The organism is Vibrio sp. 14N.309.X.WAT.E.F5, assembly GCF_030397615.1.
In the GTDB taxonomy this organism is placed as follows: Bacteria; Pseudomonadota; Gammaproteobacteria; order Enterobacterales; family Vibrionaceae; genus Vibrio; species Vibrio lentus.
Map to the genome: position 1 here is coordinate 40,976 of NZ_JAPNXR010000028.1, position 20,326 is coordinate 61,301.

7 protein-coding genes are annotated in these 20,326 nt (G+C 47.4%); 5 read left to right on the forward strand and 2 right to left on the reverse strand.

Translation table 11 applies throughout. The features are described 5' to 3' along the window. Positions 1-490 precede the first annotated feature (490 nt). From OW495_RS23905 to pfaD, 5 genes are read left to right on the forward strand one after another with little or no spacing between them, the layout of a single operon-like run. Positions 491-682, forward strand: coding sequence for a hypothetical protein (locus tag OW495_RS23905; RefSeq protein ID WP_017098773.1), 192 nt, complete (start codon positions 491-493; stop codon positions 680-682). After that, entirely contained in the window at positions 682-8,529 is a 7,848-nt protein-coding gene (locus OW495_RS21700; protein ID WP_289888320.1) for a type I polyketide synthase, read from the forward strand. The genes OW495_RS23905 and OW495_RS21700 overlap by 1 nt, the downstream gene beginning before the upstream one ends. Next, positions 8,529-10,577: a PfaB family protein gene (locus OW495_RS21705; RefSeq protein WP_102513116.1), complete on the forward strand. Its 2,049-nt coding sequence runs from the start codon at positions 8,529-8,531 to the stop codon at positions 10,575-10,577. Before OW495_RS21700 ends, OW495_RS21705 begins: the two co-directional genes overlap by 1 nt. Further along, entirely contained in the window at positions 10,574-16,465 is a 5,892-nt protein-coding gene (locus OW495_RS21710; RefSeq protein ID WP_102513117.1) for a beta-ketoacyl synthase N-terminal-like domain-containing protein, read from the forward strand. Before OW495_RS21705 ends, OW495_RS21710 begins: the two co-directional genes overlap by 4 nt. A 30-nt stretch (positions 16,466-16,495) precedes the next feature. Continuing rightward, entirely contained in the window at positions 16,496-18,133 is a 1,638-nt protein-coding gene (gene pfaD, locus OW495_RS21715) for an eicosapentaenoate synthase subunit PfaD (protein WP_102513118.1), read from the forward strand. Between the two features lie 98 nt (positions 18,134-18,231). Here the strand turns inward: pfaD and hflX are convergent, their stop codons facing one another. Further along, positions 18,232-19,599, reverse strand: a complete 1,368-nt coding sequence (hflX, locus tag OW495_RS21720; RefSeq protein ID WP_102513119.1) for a GTPase HflX — start codon at positions 19,597-19,599, stop codon at positions 18,232-18,234. Between the two features lie 279 nt (positions 19,600-19,878). Next, on the reverse strand, positions 19,879-20,326 hold a 448-nt coding region (locus OW495_RS21725; protein WP_289888329.1), incomplete at its 5' end, for a TOBE domain-containing protein.

A 20,326-nucleotide genomic window follows, 5' to 3' on the forward strand; every position in this document is an offset into this window, starting at 1 on the left:
CACGATTGGAACAACCCAATCGAACAAATTTAACTCACCTATGAATTAAGTGGAACCTAGAGAATACGGGAGGGAAACCCCCTTCATATGAGGACTTAAAACTAATTTTTCAAATAATAACAAATTAAAACACAGATCACACTTAGCCTTACACAATAGGCATCCATTAAATGTTACTTACAAAAATATGACATAGATCTCACCAAGTCAAAATATAGAGTAAAAACACTAAAAAACAAGTCATACCCATTAATTATCAATAAGTTAATTAAATTAAAAATACAAAAATCAAAACCATGCCAAATTCATCTGGTCTGAACAGATCGTAGTGGCCTCTGGGAGCATTGTATCGACCACTCACCTCGGGTAGCCTGCTCAACCATTAAACAAATTCACACGTTTTCTTTGCGGATACCGACTTGTCGTTTAGTCAGACTTTGAACAGGATTTTAATGGACATCGCCTCAACATTTGAATGCCACCGTCGCGCATGAAACACCTCCCCTACTCTCGTAAGTCAACGCACTTCGAAAAACTAATTTCTATCTGGTTGCCGCCACTCAGCAACCTGAATTTTCAGCTGCGCTTCCCTAAGTCTGTTTCAGATTTTCTTTCTATAGCTTTAAAAGCGCAGCCTCAAAACACGACATCACTTTCTGTGATTTCTAGTGGAGACTCATAATGAGCCAACCCGAGACAAATACACCGGAATCAGTCGACGATACTCGACTGAATAAACGCCTTAAAGATATGCCTGTCGCTATCGTTGGTATGGCGAGCATGTTTGCAAACTCTCGCTACCTGAATAAATTTTGGGATCTTATCAGCGAAAAGATCGATGCGATTACTGAAGTACCAGATACGCACTGGCGTCCAGAAGATTACTACGATTCAGATCGTACTACGCCAGACAAGTCTTACTGTAAGCGCGGTGGTTTCATCCCAGAAGTAGACTTCAACCCTATGGAGTTCGGTCTTCCGCCAAATATCCTAGAACTGACGGATACGTCACAGCTGCTTTCTTTGATCGTTGCAAAAGAAGTACTTGAAGATGCCAAGCTGCCTGAAGGCTACGATCGCGATAAGATCGGTATCACGCTCGGTGTTGGTGGTGGTCAAAAGATCGCTCAAAGCCTAAATGCTCGTCTTCAATACCCTGTTTTGAAAAAAGTCTTCAAGAGCAGTGGTATCAGCGACGACGACAGCGAAATGCTGATCAAAAAATTCCAAGACCAATACATCCACTGGGAAGAGAACTCATTCCCTGGTTCATTGGGTAACGTAATTTCAGGTCGTATTGCTAACCGCTTTGACCTTGGTGGCATCAACTGTGTAGTAGATGCAGCGTGTGCAGGCTCTCTAGCCGCTATGCGCATGGCTCTAAGTGAGCTGGTTGAAGGCCGCAGTGAAATGATGATCACAGGTGGTGTGTGTACTGATAACTCGCCAACCATGTACATGAGCTTCTCGAAAACACCTGCATTCACCACCAATGAAACCATTCAACCTTTCGACATCGACTCAAAAGGCATGATGATTGGTGAAGGTATCGGTATGGTTGCTCTGAAGCGCCTTGAAGATGCAGAGCGCGACGGCGACAGAATTTACTCAGTGATTAAAGGTGTGGGTTCTTCTTCGGATGGTAAGTTCAAGAGTATTTACGCACCTCGCCCTGAAGGACAAGCAAAAGCACTAAAACGTGCTTACGATGATGCTGGTTTCGCACCGCACACACTTGGCCTGCTAGAGGCGCACGGCACAGGTACTGCAGCAGGTGATGTTGCTGAATTTGGTGGCTTAAACTCGGTATTCAGTGAGAACAATGAAGAGAAGCAACACATTGCGTTAGGCTCTGTGAAATCTCAAATTGGTCACACTAAATCAACTGCGGGTACTGCAGGTTTAATCAAAGCTGCATTAGCACTGCACCACAAAGTACTGCCGCCAACGATTAACGTATCAGCTCCGAATCCTAAGCTGGATATTGAGAACTCACCGTTCTACCTAAACACACAAACGCGTCCTTGGATGAAACGTGTCGACGGCACACCACGCCGTGCAGGTATCAGCTCATTCGGTTTTGGTGGCACTAACTTCCACGTGGTATTGGAAGAGTACACACCAGAACACGCTCGCGGTGACAAATACCGTCAGCGCCAAGTACCGCAAACTCTGTTATTCAGCGCGGAATCTCGTCAAGCACTGATCAATGAGCTCAAGCAGGTTTCAACTCAAGCTGCAGATGCGGCATTCAAACTAGAAGCGCTTGCTGAGCAGCACGCTCTAGGCGAAGTAGACGCTAAGCACGCTCGTCTTGGTTTAGTTGTCACTGACCAATCAGACCTTCAAGCGCAACTGACTCAAGCGGTTTCTATGCTTGAGAGCCAAACCAAAGCACATTGGCAGATGCCAAACGGTACTAGCTACCGTGAGTCGGCACTGATTGCTGAAAATGGTGCAGGTAAAGTGGCAGCGCTATTTGCAGGTCAAGGTTCGCAATACCTAAACATGGGTCGCGAGCTTGCATGTCACTACCCTGAGATGCGTCAACAGCTTGCTCAAGCGGATCAAGTATTTGGTCAGCACAAGAAAACGGCTCTGTCGCAAATTCTGTTCCCAATTCCAACCTTCACACCAGAAGCAACCAAAGCTCAAGAAGCTGTGCTAACCAACACGGCCAATGCGCAAAGTGCGATTGGTACTGTGTCTATGGGTCAGTTCGACATCATGACTCAAGCTGGCTTCAAAGCAGACATGGTCGCAGGCCACAGCTTTGGTGAGCTAAGCGCACTATGTGCATCGGGTGTTATCTCGCAAGACGATTACTACCAGCTAGCTTTCGCTCGTGGCGACGCGATGGCGGCGACACCAGAACAAGGAGACAGCGGTACTATGTTTGCGGTCATCCTAGACGCAGACAAGCTTCCAGCCGTTGAAAGCTGCATCAGCCAATTCGAAGGCGTAAGCATTGCCAACTACAACGCTCCGACTCAATTGGTTATTGCAGGTCCAACTGCGACGGTCCAACAAGCAGCACAAGCGATAACTGAACAAGGCTTCAAAGCGATTGCTCTGCCAGTGTCTGGTGCTTTCCACACACCACTTGTTGCTCACGCTCAAAAACCATTTGCTGCTGCAATTGATAAAGCTTCATTCAGTGCTCCAACGCTGCCGCTTTACTCAAACGCAACGGGCAAACTGCACAGCAAAGACGCTAAAGCGATCAAGAAGGCGTTCAAACAACACATGCTGCAATCGGTTCGTTTCAGTGAGCAAATTGAAGCTATGTATGAAGCAGGCGCGCGTGTATTCGTTGAGTTCGGTCCGAAGAACATTCTTCAAAAGCTGGTTGAGAAAACATTGGCTGATAAGAACGAAGAGCTTTACGCAATCAGCATCAACCCAAGCCCTAAAGGCGACAGTGACCAACAGCTTCGTTTAGCTGCAGTTCAACTGTGCGTAGCAGGTGTTTCATTAGACAACATTGACCCTTACCAAGCTGACATTGCTGAACCTGCAAAGGCATCACCAATGAACATCAAGCTGAATGCAACCAACTACATCAGCCCTGCTACTCGTAAGAAAATGGATCAATCATTGGCTTCGGGCAACGTCACCGAAAAGACTGAGATTGTTGAAGTGAAAGTTGAAGTCGAGAAAATCGTGGAAAAAGAAGTGATTAAAACAGAAATCGTTGAAGTACCTGTAGCTGCTCCTCAAGCTTCAAATGTACAACAGACAGTTGCTCCAGCACCAAGTGCACAAGTAGTAACAGCAGCTCAGAAGCCTCAAGTGGCGCAACCTGCACCAGCGACTATTCAGCCAGCAGCTCAAGTAACAGTTGATGAATCTTCACTGCAATCGTTCTTCAATGCTCAACAACAAGCAGCAGAAGTACATCAGCAATTCTTGGCGATTCCTCAGCAATACGGTGACACATTCAACACCTTAATGTCTGAGCAAGCGAAAATGGCAACGGCAGGCGTAGCAATTCCTGAGAACCTACAGCGTTCTATGGAAATGTTCCACCAACACCAAGCTGAAACGCTAAAAGCTCACGCTCATTACCTAGAAATGCAAGCGCACAGCAACAACTCAGCACTTAATATGCTGACGCAAGGTTCAGTACAAACGGCACAACCAACCTTCGTTGCGCCAGTAAATGCTCAACCAGCGATTCAAGCTCCAACTACTCAAACTACTCCAGCAGCTATCGTCCAACAGCCGGTAGCTCAAATACAGACTGCTCCTGTACAAGCTCAGCCTGTTCAAGCTGCGCCGGTTCAAAATACAACAACTCAGAAAGCTCCAGTACAGAAAACCGCTCCTGCTCCACAAGTAGCGGCTCAAGCGGCAGCGCCTGTTGCAGCTCAACCTGTGCCAGTTAAAGCGCAACCGGCTCCTGTGGCTGCACCAGTAGCAGTACAATCAGCAGATGCTGAAAAAGTGATGCTAGAAGTGGTCGCTGAGAAAACGGGTTACCCAACGGAAATGCTTGATCTAGAAATGGACATGGAAGCAGACCTTGGTATCGACTCAATCAAGCGCGTAGAGATCCTTGGTACCGTTCAAGACGAAATGCCGAACCTACCAGAGCTAAACCCTGAAGATTTAGCTGAGTGTCGTACTCTTGGTGAAATCGTTACCTACATGAACAGCAAGATGCCAGCATCAGCGCCTGTGGCAGCACAGCCAAGCGCAGCCGCTCCTGTTCAAGCCGCTAACGGTCTTGATGCGAAAGTCGTTCAACAAACCATGCTAGAAGTGGTTGCTGAGAAGACAGGTTACCCAACGGAAATGCTTGATCTAGAAATGGATATGGAAGCAGACCTTGGTATCGATTCAATCAAGCGTGTTGAGATTCTTGGTACGGTTCAAGATGAACTGCCTACTCTTCCAGAGCTAAACCCTGAAGACTTAGCTGAGTGTCGCACTCTTGGCGAAATCGTTGCCTACATGAACAGCAAGCTTCCAGCTTCAGCTCCTGTAGTCGCTCAAACTGCAGCAACTTCAGTTCAAGCAGTTAGCGGACTAGATGCGGCTGTCGTTCAAAAAACCATGTTAGAAGTAGTCGCAGAGAAAACGGGCTACCCGACTGAAATGCTAGACCTAGCAATGGACATGGAAGCTGACCTTGGTATCGATTCAATCAAGCGTGTTGAAATCCTAGGTACGGTTCAAGACGAGCTACCGACTCTTCCAGAGCTAAACCCTGAAGACTTAGCTGAATGTCGCACTCTAGGCGAAATTGTTGACTACATGAACAGTAAGCTTCCAGCTTCTGCTCCAGTAACAGCTCAAGCATCTGCACCAGCGCAAGCAGTATCAAACGGTTTAAACGCAGAACAAGTTCAAAGCACAATGCTGAGCGTAGTGGCTGATAAAACGGGCTACCCAACAGAAATGCTCGACCTAGCAATGGACATGGAAGCAGACCTTGGCATCGACTCAATCAAACGTGTTGAGATCCTTGGAACAGTTCAAGACCAACTACCAACATTGCCAGAGCTGAACCCTGAAGATCTAGCTGAGTGTCGTACTCTGGGGGAAATCGTTGACTACATGAACAGCAAGCTAGGCGCTACTGCTACTACGAGTACAGAAGTCGCTGCAGCAACTGTAGAAAGCGCGAGCAACGACCTAAATCCTGCTCATGTTCAATCAACAATGATGGAAGTGGTTGCCGATAAAACTGGCTACCCAGCAGAAATGCTCGACCTAGCGATGGACATGGAAGCAGACCTTGGTATCGACTCTATCAAACGCGTTGAGATCCTAGGTACAGTTCAAGACCAGCTACCAACGCTACCAGAACTAAACCCTGAAGACCTAGCTGAGTGTCGTACGCTTGGTGAAATCGTTACTTACATGCAAAGCAAGCTATCCGCTGCTGCACCCGTAGCGACTCCAAAAGCTGAATCAGTAACGCCTATCTCAGAAACAGCGAAAGCTGAACTTCCTCCACACAATGAGGTAGCGCTAAAAAAGCTACCAGCGGCAGATAAACTCGTCGATTGTTTCTCAAAAGACGCTTGCGTCGTGATCACAGATGATGGTCACAACGCTGGTGTTCTAGCAGAAAAGTTGACCGCTAACGGCATTCAAGTTGCCGTAGTGCGTAGTGCCCTTTCTGCCGCGTCACCTTTAAACAGTGAAATCGCAAGCTACACACTCAACAGCGTCGATGATGGGGGTGTGACTGCAGTTATTAACGACATCGAAGCAGACCTTAAAACGTCGAACAAAGTGATTGCTGGCTTCATTCACCTACAAGCTATCGTTGATACTAAGCAAAGCAACGAGCAAGCGGTTAACTTGAATGCAGACTCAAGAGCTTCACTAACCACAGCGTTCTTATTCGCGAAGCACCTAAATGGTCAGCTGAATACCGTTTCTGGTCGCAGCGTGTTCTTCACACTAAGCCGTATCGATGGTGGCTTTGGTTACCTAGATACTAAGCAATTAGCGAACGCAGAACTTAACCAAGCCGCGCTGTCTGGTCTCACTAAGACACTGAGCCATGAATGGTCAAACGTGTTCTGCCGTGCATTGGATGCTGATGCTTCTATTGATGCTCGTCACCTAGCTGAAGCTATCACAGGCGAACTGTTCGATATCGATACCAACACGGTTGAAATCGGTCTTAGCCATGCGGAAAACGGTGAATCTGGTCGTGCAACATTGATTGCGGCAACACCGGGTGCTGCACAAACGAAGAACACAGGCGCTCAACTCACCAAGAGCGACAAAGTTCTCGTAACTGGTGGCGCTAAAGGCGTGACGTTTGAATGTGCACTGACGCTTGCTAAGCAATGCAAATCTCACTTCATTCTTGCAGGTCGTAGTAAGCATATTACTTCAGCTGGGCTACCTCAGTGGGCACAAGGCAAACAAGAGAAAGAGCTAAAACCAGCGGCTATTGCTCACCTACAAGCAACCGGTGACAAACCAACGCCAAAGAAAGTTGATGCCTTACTAAAACCAGTATTGAGCAGCCTTGAAATCAACTCAGCACTTGCCGCTTTCAACGAGATTGGCGCGAGCGCTGAGTACCTAAGCCTAGATGTGTCGAACCATGAGTCTGTAGCGAAAACACTGGCGAACTTCGACGGCATCACGGGTCTTATCCACGGTGCAGGTGTACTGGCTGACAAACACATTCAAGACAAAACACTTGATGAGCTGAACATGGTTTACGGCACGAAAGTGGGCGGGCTAGAAGCGGTTCTTGGTGGTCTTGATAGCAGCAAGCTAAAACTGATTGCGATGTTCTCTTCGGCGGCGGGTTTCTACGGAAACACTGGCCAAAGTGATTACTCGATGTCTAACGAGATCCTAAACAAAGCGGCTCTACAACTATCTGCGCGTAACCCTCAAGCGAAAGTGATGAGCTTCAACTGGGGACCGTGGGACGGTGGCATGGTCAACGCAGCACTGAAACGTATGTTCACAGAGCGCGGCGTGTACGTAATTCCTCTTCAGGCAGGTGCAGAGCTGTTTAGTTCTCAACTACTGAACGAAACTGGCATTCAACTGCTGGTTGGTACGAGCATGCAAGGTTCTGACAACAAGGAAGCTGCTGTAAAAAAGCTTAATGCGGAGTCTGTGCATCTTGCAAAGAGTCCGCTGAATACAAGCATCACTGTGACACGTCGTCTTGATCCTAAGGCTTTGCCTTTCATTCAAGATCACTGCATTGCCGGTAACCCAGTGTTACCGACAGTGTGTGCTATCCAATGGATGCGTGAAGTGGCAGAGCAACTGTTAGGGGTGAACGTTAGCGTTCACAACTACAAACTGCTTAAGGGTGTGATTTTTGATACTGATGAAGTGCAAGAGCTAAAACTGGTTCTTTCTTCTGATGCTAAATCAAAAGAGCAGCTAAAAGCAGTGATCAGTTGCCAAGGGCGACCACAGTATCAAGCTCAGTTGCAAGTTGCCTCTGTGCAAGTGTCTGAAGATGTTCAACAAGCGTCAGTAAAGCGCTTTGAGGCCAACACTTCAGCACCTGTAACAACGGCACAAGCTCTATACAGTGATGGCACTCTGTTTCACGGACCAAGACTGCAAGGTATTACCTCAGTCGAACGCTTTGACGACTTAGGTTTATTGGCTCAATGCCAGTTGCCTCAGATTGAAAACAGCGACTGTGGAGCATTTATTCCTAAGCAAGGCTTTGGCGATAGCCAGCCATTTGCCGAAGATTATCTGTTGCAAGCCATGTTGGTATGGGCTCGATTGAAATACGGCGCGGCAAGTTTACCGTCTGCAATCGGTGAGTTTGTTTGCTACGCACCGATGCGCAATGGTGACCAAGGTTTGCTAGAGCTGAGCGTGATAAAAAGCACGGCTCGTTCGCTGCAAGCTGATATCTCGCTTTACCACCAAGATGGTCGTTTAAGTGCGGTAATGAAAGGTGCAAAAGTCACCATCAGCAAGAGCTTAAACGACGCATTTTTGCCGAAGTCTAGCTCAGCAGTATCGAAGAAAGAGGCGACTAAGAACGCAGAAAAGGAGCAATTGTCATAGTGACTGTTCCTACTAATAAAGCGATGCCATTGCGCATCGCTCTTTTAGCTCAGCCAGCAAACGCGGCTGAGCTTTCTGCCGACTTATCACCTTCGCTTCCAGAGATTGTTAATGTTGTGGTTGATGGCAATTTTAATCAAGCACTTGCTCACGCCATCGAGACAGTCAATCAAGGTAATGTTGTTAAGCTTTGTTTGGATTCTCATTCTCCATCATTGTTGATGTTGAACGCGCTGACCGCTGCTCAAAACAAGATTCATCCACACGCTTATCTAGCGGGTTTTGTAGATACAGCTACCGGAGATAGCATTCAGCTAGCTCTGGATATTGCGCGCCGCCCTGCGACAGATTTAAGCCATCAACAACAATATTCTGCACTCTCTGCTTCACAGCAGTTTGATGAATTGTTGAATATGGTTAATGCGATATCGAGCCGTTCATTGCCGAGCTATTCATTACCGAGCCACTATTGGTTCACTGAGCCGAACAAAGCACGTGTTGCTGCGTTAACTTTCAGTGACGATAGCCAAAAAGCCACCAGCCTGATATTGACTCAAGCGACCGGTTTGCAAGAACCAAAACCCTTGCTATCAAGCGAGCGTTTGATGTTTGTGGTTTCAGGCAACGAACAAGCCGAGTTGGTTTCTCAGTTAATCTCGTTAAAAGAAGAGCTTAAATGCGTTAACGAAGCGGCAGACAGCAAACCTGCTATCGCCACCTTGATGCATTCAAACCTAAGCCACTTCCAAAACGCTCAACACAATGCTGATCTTGGCGCGAACATCGTGATTCAAGCGGCTTCAATTGATGCTGCACTACAAGAGATCACAGCGCTAGAAAATGCGTTGCCAAAAGTAATGGCAGACAATAGCCACTACAAAACGCCTGCGGGCAGTTGTTTCTCTCCGATGCCTCAAAGCAAAGGTGGTGTTGCATTTGTTTACCCTGGTGTTGGCACGGTTTATCCCGGTATGTTGCGCGAATTTCACCACCATTTCCCACAGTTATTTGCCCGCTTAGAGCGCGAAGGTAACTTGAAAGAGATGCTGCAGGCTGACAAAACCTACGCTGAAGACTCGCAAGAAATGTCGCTCAGTGAATTGGCCATTGCAGGTGTGGGCAGTAGTTATCTATTAACACAACTGCTGTGTGATGAATTCAAAGTGCAGCCAGATTTCGCCTTGGGCTATTCCAAGGGTGAAGCCTCCATGTGGGCCAGCTTAAATGTTTGGAAAAAACCACATGCGCTGATTGAGATGACTCAAACCAGTCCTATCTTCACCACGGCTATTTCTGGTGAACTCACAGTAGTGCGTCAAGATTGGCAGTTGAACGACGACGAAAGCATCCAATGGAACAGCTTTGTGGTTCGCAGTGATGCACAAGCGATTGAAGCTCTGTTACCAGAGTTCCCACGCGCTTATCTCGCTATCATCCAAGGTGATACTTGCGTTCTAGCAGGTTGTGAAAGCACCTGTCGTGCTCTGCTCAAGAAACTGGGTAAACGTGGCATTGCCGCGAACCGTGTTACCGCAATGCACACCACACCAGCGCTAAGTCAGCATAGCCAAGTGCAGGAGTTTTACACTCAACCCCTGTTCGACGAGTTGCCAAAGCATATCCGCTTTATCAGCGCAGCAGGTCTACCGACTGGCGAACCAATCAATATAGACAGCGACAGCATCGCCCTTTCGATTGCCGACACCTTCTGTTCAACGCTGGATTTCACCGCGTTGATCCAGAGTGCGCGTCAACAAGGTGCTCGTCTGTTTGTCGAAGTAGGTGCCGATCGTCAAACCAGCACATTGATCGACAAGATCAATCGTAGCGACAACGTAGCTGACCAATACTGCACAATCGCTTCCAATGCCAAAGGCGGTGACGATGTTGTCACGCTCATCAAATGCATTGGTCAGCTCATTACTCATCAAATTCCACTGTCTGTCGAGCCACTAATTCAAGGGCTAGAACAACAGATCACCACCGCTAAGCAATTACGTGGGGTGTCTCAAGGCAGCGCAGTGAATCATCAAGGAGAGCTAGTATGAGTTCTCAATCGAATCAGGCTCTGAATAAGCAGCAAGTGAAGTGCAATAAGATCGCGATTGTTGGTATTGCTAACCAATACCCAGAAGCGGATACGCCAAAAGACTTTTGGCAAAACTTGCTGGATAAAAAAGATTCTCGAACCACATTAAACGCTGAAAAGTTAGGTGCTAAACCTGAAAGCTATCAGGGTGTGCAAGGTGAGTCAGACCGCTTTTACTGTGATAAAGGTGGCTACATCGAAAACTTCAATTTCGATGGCAATGGCTACCGCTTAACAGCCGAGTCGTTCAACGGTGTTGACCAAAGTTTCCTATGGGCTTTGGATACCAGTCGTAAGGCGTTAGTCGACGCTGGCATTGATCTGAATGCCGATATTTTAGAGCGCACAGGCGTGATCATGGGGGCCCTTTCGTTCCCAACGACACGCTCAAACGACCTGTTTCTGCCGATGTATCACTCGGTGGTCGAGAAAGCACTGCAAGCTAAATTGGCTAATGACCAATTTTCACTGCTACCAACCAATGAAACCGCGCAAAACCTCAATCCTATCAATGGTGCTGCAGCACATAACGCCTCTAAGTTAGTGGCTGATGCATTGGGTTTAGGCAACGTGCAACTTAGCCTAGACGCGGCATGTGCAAGCTCAGTGTATTCATTGAAGTTAGCGTGTGATTACTTGAACACAGGCAAAGCCGACATGATGTTGGCAGGTGCGGTATCCGGTGCTGACCCATTCTTTATCAACATGGGTTTTTCCATCTTCCACGCCTACCCTGACCACGGTGTGTCGGTTCCGTTTGATAGCAACAGTAAAGGTCTGTTTGCTGGCGAAGGTGCGGGGGTTTTAGTCCTAAAACGCTTAGCTGATGCAGAGCGTGATGGCGATAATATTTACGCAGTTGTCAGCGGTATTGGCTTGTCGAACGATGGCCGTGGCCAGTTCGTATTAAGCCCAAATAGCAAAGGACAAGTCCAAGCCTTTGAACGCGCTTACGAGGCTTCGAACTTATCACCAGACAGCATCGAAGTGATTGAGTGTCACGCAACCGGCACACCATTAGGTGACAAGGTTGAGTTAACCTCAATGGAGCGTTTCTTTGCTGACAAATTGAATGGTTCTAACCCGCCATTAATTGGCTCTGCGAAGTCCAACCTCGGTCACTTGCTGACTGCGGCAGGTATGCCAGGGATCATGAAGATGATCTTCGCGATGAAAGAAGGTGTGCTTCCGCCAAGTATTAACTTGGATAAGCCACTATCGTCGCCGGAAGGTTTATTTGGCTCACAGACTCTGCCAACACAGGTTCAACCTTGGCCAAGTAAAGCGGGCAACCCAGAGCGCTGCGCAGGTGTTTCTGTATTTGGTTTCGGTGGTTGTAACGCTCACTTACTGCTTGAAGCATATTCAGACAAAAGTCATGCAAATCAGACTCTAGAGTTCGCTTCTCCAAGTCTACAATCGCCTAATTTGAGCATTACTGGCCTAGCGTCTCACTTCGGTTCTCTGCAAAGTATCAACGCGCTAAGCACTGTGATTGAAACCAACAACGATGCTTTTATTGCTTTGCCTAATAAGCGCTGGAAAGGTTTAGACCAACATCCAGAACTACTGAATCAGTTTGGTTTACACGGCATTCCAAACGGGGCTTACATCGATCAATTCGATCTCGATTTCCTACGCTTCAAAGTGCCGCCTAATGAAGATGACCGTTTGATCTCTCAGCAGTTACTACTGATGAAAGTTGCAGACGAAGCCATTAAAGATGCCAAGCTTGTGGCAGGCCAAAAGGTCGCAGTACTGGTCGCTATGGAAACAGAGCTTGAGATGCATCAATTCCGTGGACGTGTAAACCTGCATAGCCAACTGGCTGACAGCTTTGCCAACATGGGTATTGAGCTAACACAAGACGAATACCAATCGCTAGAAACCATCGCAATGGACAGTGTGATGGACGCAGCTAAGCTGAACCAATACACCAGTTTCATCGGCAATATCATGGCTTCGCGTATCTCTTCATTGTGGGACTTTAACGGCCCTGCCTTTACGATTTCAGCCGCTGAACAGTCAGTTGCTCGTTGTATCGATGTAGCACAAAACCTCATGTCGCAAGAGTCGATGGACGCAGTCGTGATTGCAGCCGTTGACCTTAGTGGCAGTGCAGAACATGTGATTCTGAAGAACAGCGTGAGCCCAGTGTCACTTGCTCCAAAATTCGGACAACCGCAAGACGGCTGTTGGAATGTGGGCGAAGGCGCAGGTGCAATTGTTCTTGTTGAAGAGAGTCGAGTGGTGAGCAACCAAGATACGGCTTACGGCAGCATCAACGCATTGGCTTTTGGTTCAAGCGAGAATAACAACGCCGTTGTTGATGAGTTACTGACTCAAGTTGGTATCAGCTCGAACGATGTTTCTCTGCTTGAGCTTAACCATGCACCAGAGTCTTCATCATATCAGTCTTCATCTCTAAGTTTAGGGAACACAAAGACGACTCAAGCGAGTCAACGTGTTGGTCATTGCTCTGCAGCTTCTGGTATGGCAAGCCTGCTACACGGTCTGCTCAACCTGAACCTTGCACCTCTTAATCCAAATATCAATTCTAAGAGTGCGATTGTCGCCAACATCAGCGAAGGACAATGTTCACAGCTGCTACTAAGCCAATCGAGTGTTGAATCTCAATCACTTTCTGTTCGTTTAAGCAATGAACTGGCGAGCAATGCTAAACGTCAATTGGTTAAACAAGTGACTCTTGGTGGTCGCGATATCTATCAACATATTGCCCAAACCCCAGTAACCAACTTGGCAACGATTCAACAGAAAGCTTCTGGTAAACAAGCAGCAAGAGTGGCGTCGATTCCAACGACAGCAAGCATTCAAGCAGCCCTTGCGCAAAAAGAGTTAGAGAAGAATGCATTAGCGCAGAACGCGGTAGAGCCAGTCATCGAAACTCCTACATCAGTATCCCCTACTCTGGCGCCAACTCGCCACAGTCAGCTAACAGGTAACCACAGCAATATGACTCATGTCCTATCCGCTAAAAATGGCGAATCGAATATCGACGCTAATACGGATGCAGCATTACAGCCGTCTGTAACACCACACAACCAAGCTTTTGCTCAAAACCAGCAAGCGGCGCAGCAAGTACACAAAGCATTCCTGCACACTCGTGCCCAAGGCATGCAAATGGCTGATGCGCTATTAAAAGCACAGCTAAACGCAATTACGTCTGGTTTAGATAGCTCAACCGAAACACCAGCTCAGCCTGTTCAAGCTCAACCAGCTCAGGTTCAGTCAACGCCAGTCAACGTACTTGCGACACCAGCACCAGTGAAACCGATCCGTAAACCATGTATCTGGGATTACGATGATCTGGTTGAATACGCGGAAGGTGATATTGCGAATGTATTTGGCCCTGATTACGCGATCATCGATAGCTACTCGCGCCGCGTTCGCTTACCAACCACTGACTACCTATTGGTATCTCGTGTCACTAAGCTCAACGCGACCGTTAACGAGTACAAGCCAAGCACAATGACTACCGAATACGACATCCCAGTTGATGCACCGTATCTTGTTGATGGTCAGATCCCTTGGGCAGTGGCAGTTGAATCTGGTCAGTGTGACCTAATGCTGATCAGCTACTTAGGTATCGATTTTGAAAACAAAGGTGAGCGTGTTTATCGCCTGCTTGATTGTACGCTGACCTTCCTTGGCGACTTGCCTCGTGGTGGCGATACGCTGCGTTACGATATCTCAATCAACAACTTTGCTCGCAATGGCGACACGTTGCTGTTCTTCTTCTCGTACGAATGTTTCGTTGGCGACAAGATGATCCTGAAAATGGATAACGGCTGTGCGGGCTTCTTCACTGATGAAGAGCTAGCAGATGGCAAAGGTGTGATACACACTGAAGATGAAATCAAGGCTCGTAAGCTTGCAACTAAACAACGCTTCGACCCTATGTTGCACTGCCCTAAAACGCAGTTTAACCACCAAGAATTGCGTCATCTACTGACTGCCAACATTGCAGAATGTTTTGGTCCAACTCACCAATCCAACAGCCACCAGCCTTCTTTATGCTTCAGCTCAGAGAAGTTCATGATGATCGAAAAGGTTAGCCGTGTTGAACCACAAGGTGGCACATGGGGACTTGGTCTCATTGAAGGTCACAAACAGTTAGAGCCTGAACACTGGTACTTCCCTTGTCACTTCAAAGATGACTCAGTAATGGCTGGTTCTTTGATGGCAGAGGGTTGTGGTCAACTGCTGCAATTCTTCATGATGCACCTTGGCATGCATACGCTTGTTCAAAATGGTCGTTTCCAACCGCTTGAAAATGCCCCTCAACAAGTACGTTGCCGTGGTCAAGTTCTACCACAATCGGCAGAACTGACTTACCGCATGGAAGTGACTGAGATTGGTCTAAGCCCTCGCCCATACGCGAAAGCTAACATCGATATTTTGCTGAACGGTAAAGTGATTGTTGATTTCCAAAACTTAGGTGTGATGATCAAAGAAGACGACGAATGTACTCGTTACCTACCTTCTTTAGAAACATCTGTCGCGACCCCTGTTATCGAAAACTTGGGCCATACGCCAGCAGTGAACCAACAAGCTTCAGCCAATGCGCCATTGATGGCTCAAATTGAAGACCTAGAAACTGCACCAAACAAAGGTGTGGTTCCTCTTCAACACGTTGAAGCGCCGGTGACGCCTGATTACCCGAACCGCACACCCGATACGGTACCATTCACGCCTTATCACATGTTCGAATTCGCGACTGGCGATATCGAGAAATGTTTCGGTCCTGATTTCTCTATCTACCGTGGGATGATTCCACCACGTACTCCGTGTGGCGACCTACAGCTAACCACTCGTGTCGTTGAAATCGACGGCAAGCGTGGCGACTTCAAGAAGCCTTCATCATGTATCGCTGAATACGAAGTGCCAGAAAATGCATGGTACTTTGATGAAAACAGCCACCACACCTTAATGCCTTACTCGGTGTTGATGGAGATTTCACTGCAGCCAAACGGCTTCATCTCAGGCTACATGGGCACAACACTTGGCTTCCCAGGTGAAGAACTGTTTTTCCGTAACCTAGACGGCAGCGGAAAAATGTTGCGTAACGTCGACTTACGCGGCAAAACGATCACCAACGATTCTCGTCTGCTTTCAACAGTAATGATGGGCACCAACATCGTTCAGAGCTTCAGCTTCGAACTGAGCACTGACGGCGTGCCGTTCTACCAAGGTACCGCGGTATTTGGTTACTTCAAAGGCGCAGCACTGAAAGATCAACTTGGTTTGGACAACGGTAAAGTAACTCACCCTTGGCATGTTGATAACAACCGCACGCCGGATGTAAACATCAACCTACTAGACAAATCGACGCGTTACTTCAATGCACCCGTTTCAGCTACTGGTGAAGTGCAAGAGCATTACCAACTGGCTGGCGGTCGTTTGAACTTTATCGATACGGTGCAGATCACCAGTGATGGTGGTAAAGACGGTCTGGGTTACCTATACGCTGAGCGTACGATTGACCCAAGCGATTGGTTCTTCCAGTTCCACTTCCATCAAGATCCGGTAATGCCAGGCTCTCTAGGTGTCGAAGCGATCATCGAGCTAATGCAAACCTATGCACTAAACAAAGATCTTGGTGCTGGCTTCCGCAATCCGAAGTTTGGTCAAATCCAATCTGAAGTGAAGTGGAAATACCGTGGTCAGATTAACCCTCTAAACAAACAGATGTCTCTGGATGTACATATCACTGCGATTAAAGACGAAGACGGTAAACGTATCATCGTTGGCGACGCAAACCTGAGTAAAGATGGTCTGCGTATTTACGAAGTGAAAGACATCGCAATTTGTATCGAAGAAGCATAAGCCTGACACGGGACTAGGAAAGAAATAATTATGACAACTCAAACTACAATCAATAACGAAAAGCTATCTCCGTGGCCTTGGCAGATCGAAGAGAGCACAACTCGCTTTGATAACGCGGCAATGTCGACAATATTAAAAGACTTAAGCCTTGCTTGTTACGTCGTGAACCACCCAGAAAAAGGTTTAGGCGTTAGCCAACAAGCAGAGATTGCATCGGGTGATTCAGCAAGCTCAGCAAACAACCAACCTGTTAGCGCATTTGCTCCCGCTCTTGGCACACAAAGCCTAGGCGACGAAGATTTTCGTCGCTGTCACGGCGTGAAATACGCTTACTATGCGGGCGCAATGGCAAACGGCATTTCATCTGAAGAGTTGGTGATTGCGCTTGGCCAAGCTGGCATTCTTTGTTCATTTGGCGCGGCGGGCTTAATCCCGTCTCGCGTTGAGCAAGCGATCAACCGTATTCAAGCAGCACTGCCAAACGGCCCTTATGCGTTTAACCTGATTCACAGCCCAAGCGAACCCGCACTAGAGCGCGGCAGTGTAGAGCTGTTTTTGAAGCACAAAGTGAAAACCGTTGAGGCTTCAGCCTTCTTAGGTTTAACACCGCAAATCGTTCACTACCGTGCAGCTGGCCTTAGCCGCGATCCACAAGGTGAGATTCAGATTAGTAACAAGGTTATTGCTAAGGTAAGCCGTACTGAAGTTGCAAGTAAGTTCATGCAACCTGCTCCGGTGAAAATGCTGCAAGCTTTGGTTGATGAAGGTCGAATCACAGCAGAACAAATGGAGCTAGCACAGCTGGTTCCTATGGCTGATGACATTACTGCAGAAGCCGATTCTGGTGGTCACACCGACAATCGTCCACTGGTTACCCTACTACCAACGATTCTTGCACTGAAAGAGCAAATCCAAGCACAGTACCAGTTCAAAACACCGCTGCGTGTTGGCTGTGGTGGTGGCGTAGGCACGCCTGACGCTGCTCTAGCGACGTTTAACATGGGTGCTGCTTACATCGTTACTGGTTCAATCAACCAAGCGTGTGTTGAGGCTGGCGCGAGCGAACACACACGTAAGCTGCTTTCGACAACTGAAATGGCTGACGTGACTATGGCTCCGGCAGCAGACATGTTCGAAATGGGCGTGAAACTGCAAGTAGTTAAGCGCGGCACTTTATTCCCAATGCGTGCGAACAAGTTGTATGAACTTTACACTCGCTACGACTCAATTGAAGCGATTCCTGTAGAAGAGCGTCTGAAACTTGAGAAGCAAGTATTCCGTTCAACACTGGATGACATTTGGGCAGGGACTGTGGCGCACTTTAACGAGCGTGACCCTAAACAGATCGAACGCGCTGAAGGCAATCCGAAGCGTAAGATGGCGTTGATTTTCCGCTGGTACTTGGGTCTTTCGAGCCGTTGGTCAAACACCGGCGAACAAGGTCGTGAAATGGATTACCAAGTATGGGCAGGCCCTGCACTTGGCGCATTCAACGCATGGGCGAAAGACAGCTACCTAGATGATTACCAGCAGCGTAATGCAGTCGACCTAGCAAAACACCTAATGCACGGCGCAGCCTACTTGGCTCGTGTTAACCTGCTGACTTCGCAAGGTATCAAGCTTGATCCGGAACTAGCACGCTGGAAGCCGACGCAAAGAATGGCCTAGGCATTTCAATACAGCGGTTAATTAAGCTCAACGAATAAAAAAAGCGACCTTAACGGGTCGCTTTTCTTTGGGTTATTCTTCTTAAACTAGCTAAGAGATTAAGATTTCTGCATACGCTTTTTCAGTCGAGCTAAGTCAATTTCACTAGAGCGAACGGTCAACTTAATACACTCGTAATCGTACTCTTCTTTAACCACACTCATGTTTGAGCGAATCTCACCGATGATGCCTTGGCCAGAATAAGGGATAGTGATCTCTTCTTCGATCATGCCTTCTTCAGCAACACCAACGATGTACTTGTGTAGCTTCGTGATATCTAGAGGATCACGAGTCGACGTTAGCATCGCATCTGGGAATTCTTCGATCAATTCTAATTGCTGTTCTTCAGTCAACCTATCGCACTTATTCAGCACTAATAGTTTTTCGCTGCCTTCAACACCTACTTGAGCTAATACGTCGTGTACCACATCAAGTTGTGCGCGGAATGAAACGTCAGAAGCATCAACGACATAAAGCAGCAATGAAGCATCATGCGCTTCTGCTAGCGTTGAGTGGAATGATGCAACCAGATCGTGTGGCAATTTCTTGATGAAACCAACGGTATCTGAAACCAGAATACGCGGTTGAGTAATCGGCTGAAGCGCACGAACCGTCGTATCTAGCGTTGCGAACAGTTTATCTTCACCGACCACTTCGGTTGCGGTCATTGCACGCATCATCGAAGATTTACCGGCATTGGTGTAGCCAACTAAAGCAACAGTGAAAAGCTCCGCACGCCTTGTGCGTCGGGTCTTCATTTCATCTTGTACGCTTACTAGCTCACGCTTAAGCGCAGCAATTTGGTCACGTACATTACGACGGTCTAGCTCAAGTGAAGTTTCACCGGCGCCCTGACCCATTTGACGCTCTTTATCACCCTCAGCCGTTTCACGAAGTCGTGGCACTAAGTAGTTTAGACGAGCGATATCAACTTGCAGACGAGCAGTACGAGTACGAGCGTGACGGCTGAAGATTTCGATGATGATGCCAGTACGGTCAAATACTTCCACACCCAAACTCGCCTCAACAGTACGCATTTGAGATGGACTTAAATCACAGTCAAATACCACAACATCAGCGGCACCGTATTGGAAGTTGCCCGTTGGAAGATCATCAAAATCTAGCTCATCGATTTCAGAACTAAAATCAAACGACTCATCAATAAAGTCTTCATCTTCAGCTTCTTCAATAGAACCTTGGTAACCAGTTAGATGTGCAATTTCGGCAAGCTTACCGGCACCCAACACATTCTGTCTTTGAGATGAACTGTGGTGTTGCGATTGCGTACCGACGACTTTAAACCCTAGGGTTGTCACTAAGCGAGCAAGTTCGGCAAGAGACTCTTTTGCTTCGTCACCTTTAAAATCCGGTGTCGTAATAGAAATAAGTAAAGCGTTATTCGCCGCTGGTTTTGCTGTTAGTTTCATGTATTCTTCTGTTTATGCACCAAGGTGCAACCTAGTTTTTGGTCTAAAGTAGTGTGATCCTACGCGTTTCTACGTCAGCTTTATAGAGCTAAGGGATACTAAATCAAGATATTATTGCAGTAGAAGCATATATATCGTTTATCCCTCTGTTTTTATAAGGGATAAAAAGCAAGTATAGACAGCGAAAAAGGCAACATCACATTACTTATTACTAGTTGGTGATACTGCCTTTGATTTAGACATGAACTTTGATTGTTAAACTAACTCAGCAACTAGAAGTTAGAAGTCGATTCTCGCTTCGGTTTGAGCATCGAAGAATACCGCCTTTGATAAGTCAAAATGAAGCGGTGCCATTTGCCCAACCGACACTTCAAATTCTGGCGATAAACGACACGCGACTTCTTGGTCGTTCACTTTAACCATTGCGATGGTATCTGGCCCTGTTGGCTCCAACACTTCCAATTGCAGATCTAGCTTTGTGGTTGCCGACACATCATCACCGTCTTGCTCAGTAATGTGTTCAGGACGCAACCCAATGACCAATTCCTTGCCATCTTGGTCACGCATACTCTGTGGCAATCGAATGTGGTGTTCTTGCTCCGCCGTGCCCACAACCTTAATGATTGGATTCTGCTCGTCATCCAAATCCACCATGGTCTTAATGAAGTTCATGGATGGTGACCCCATAAAGCCGGCTACGAACATGTTGTTTGGCTTGGTGTAGATC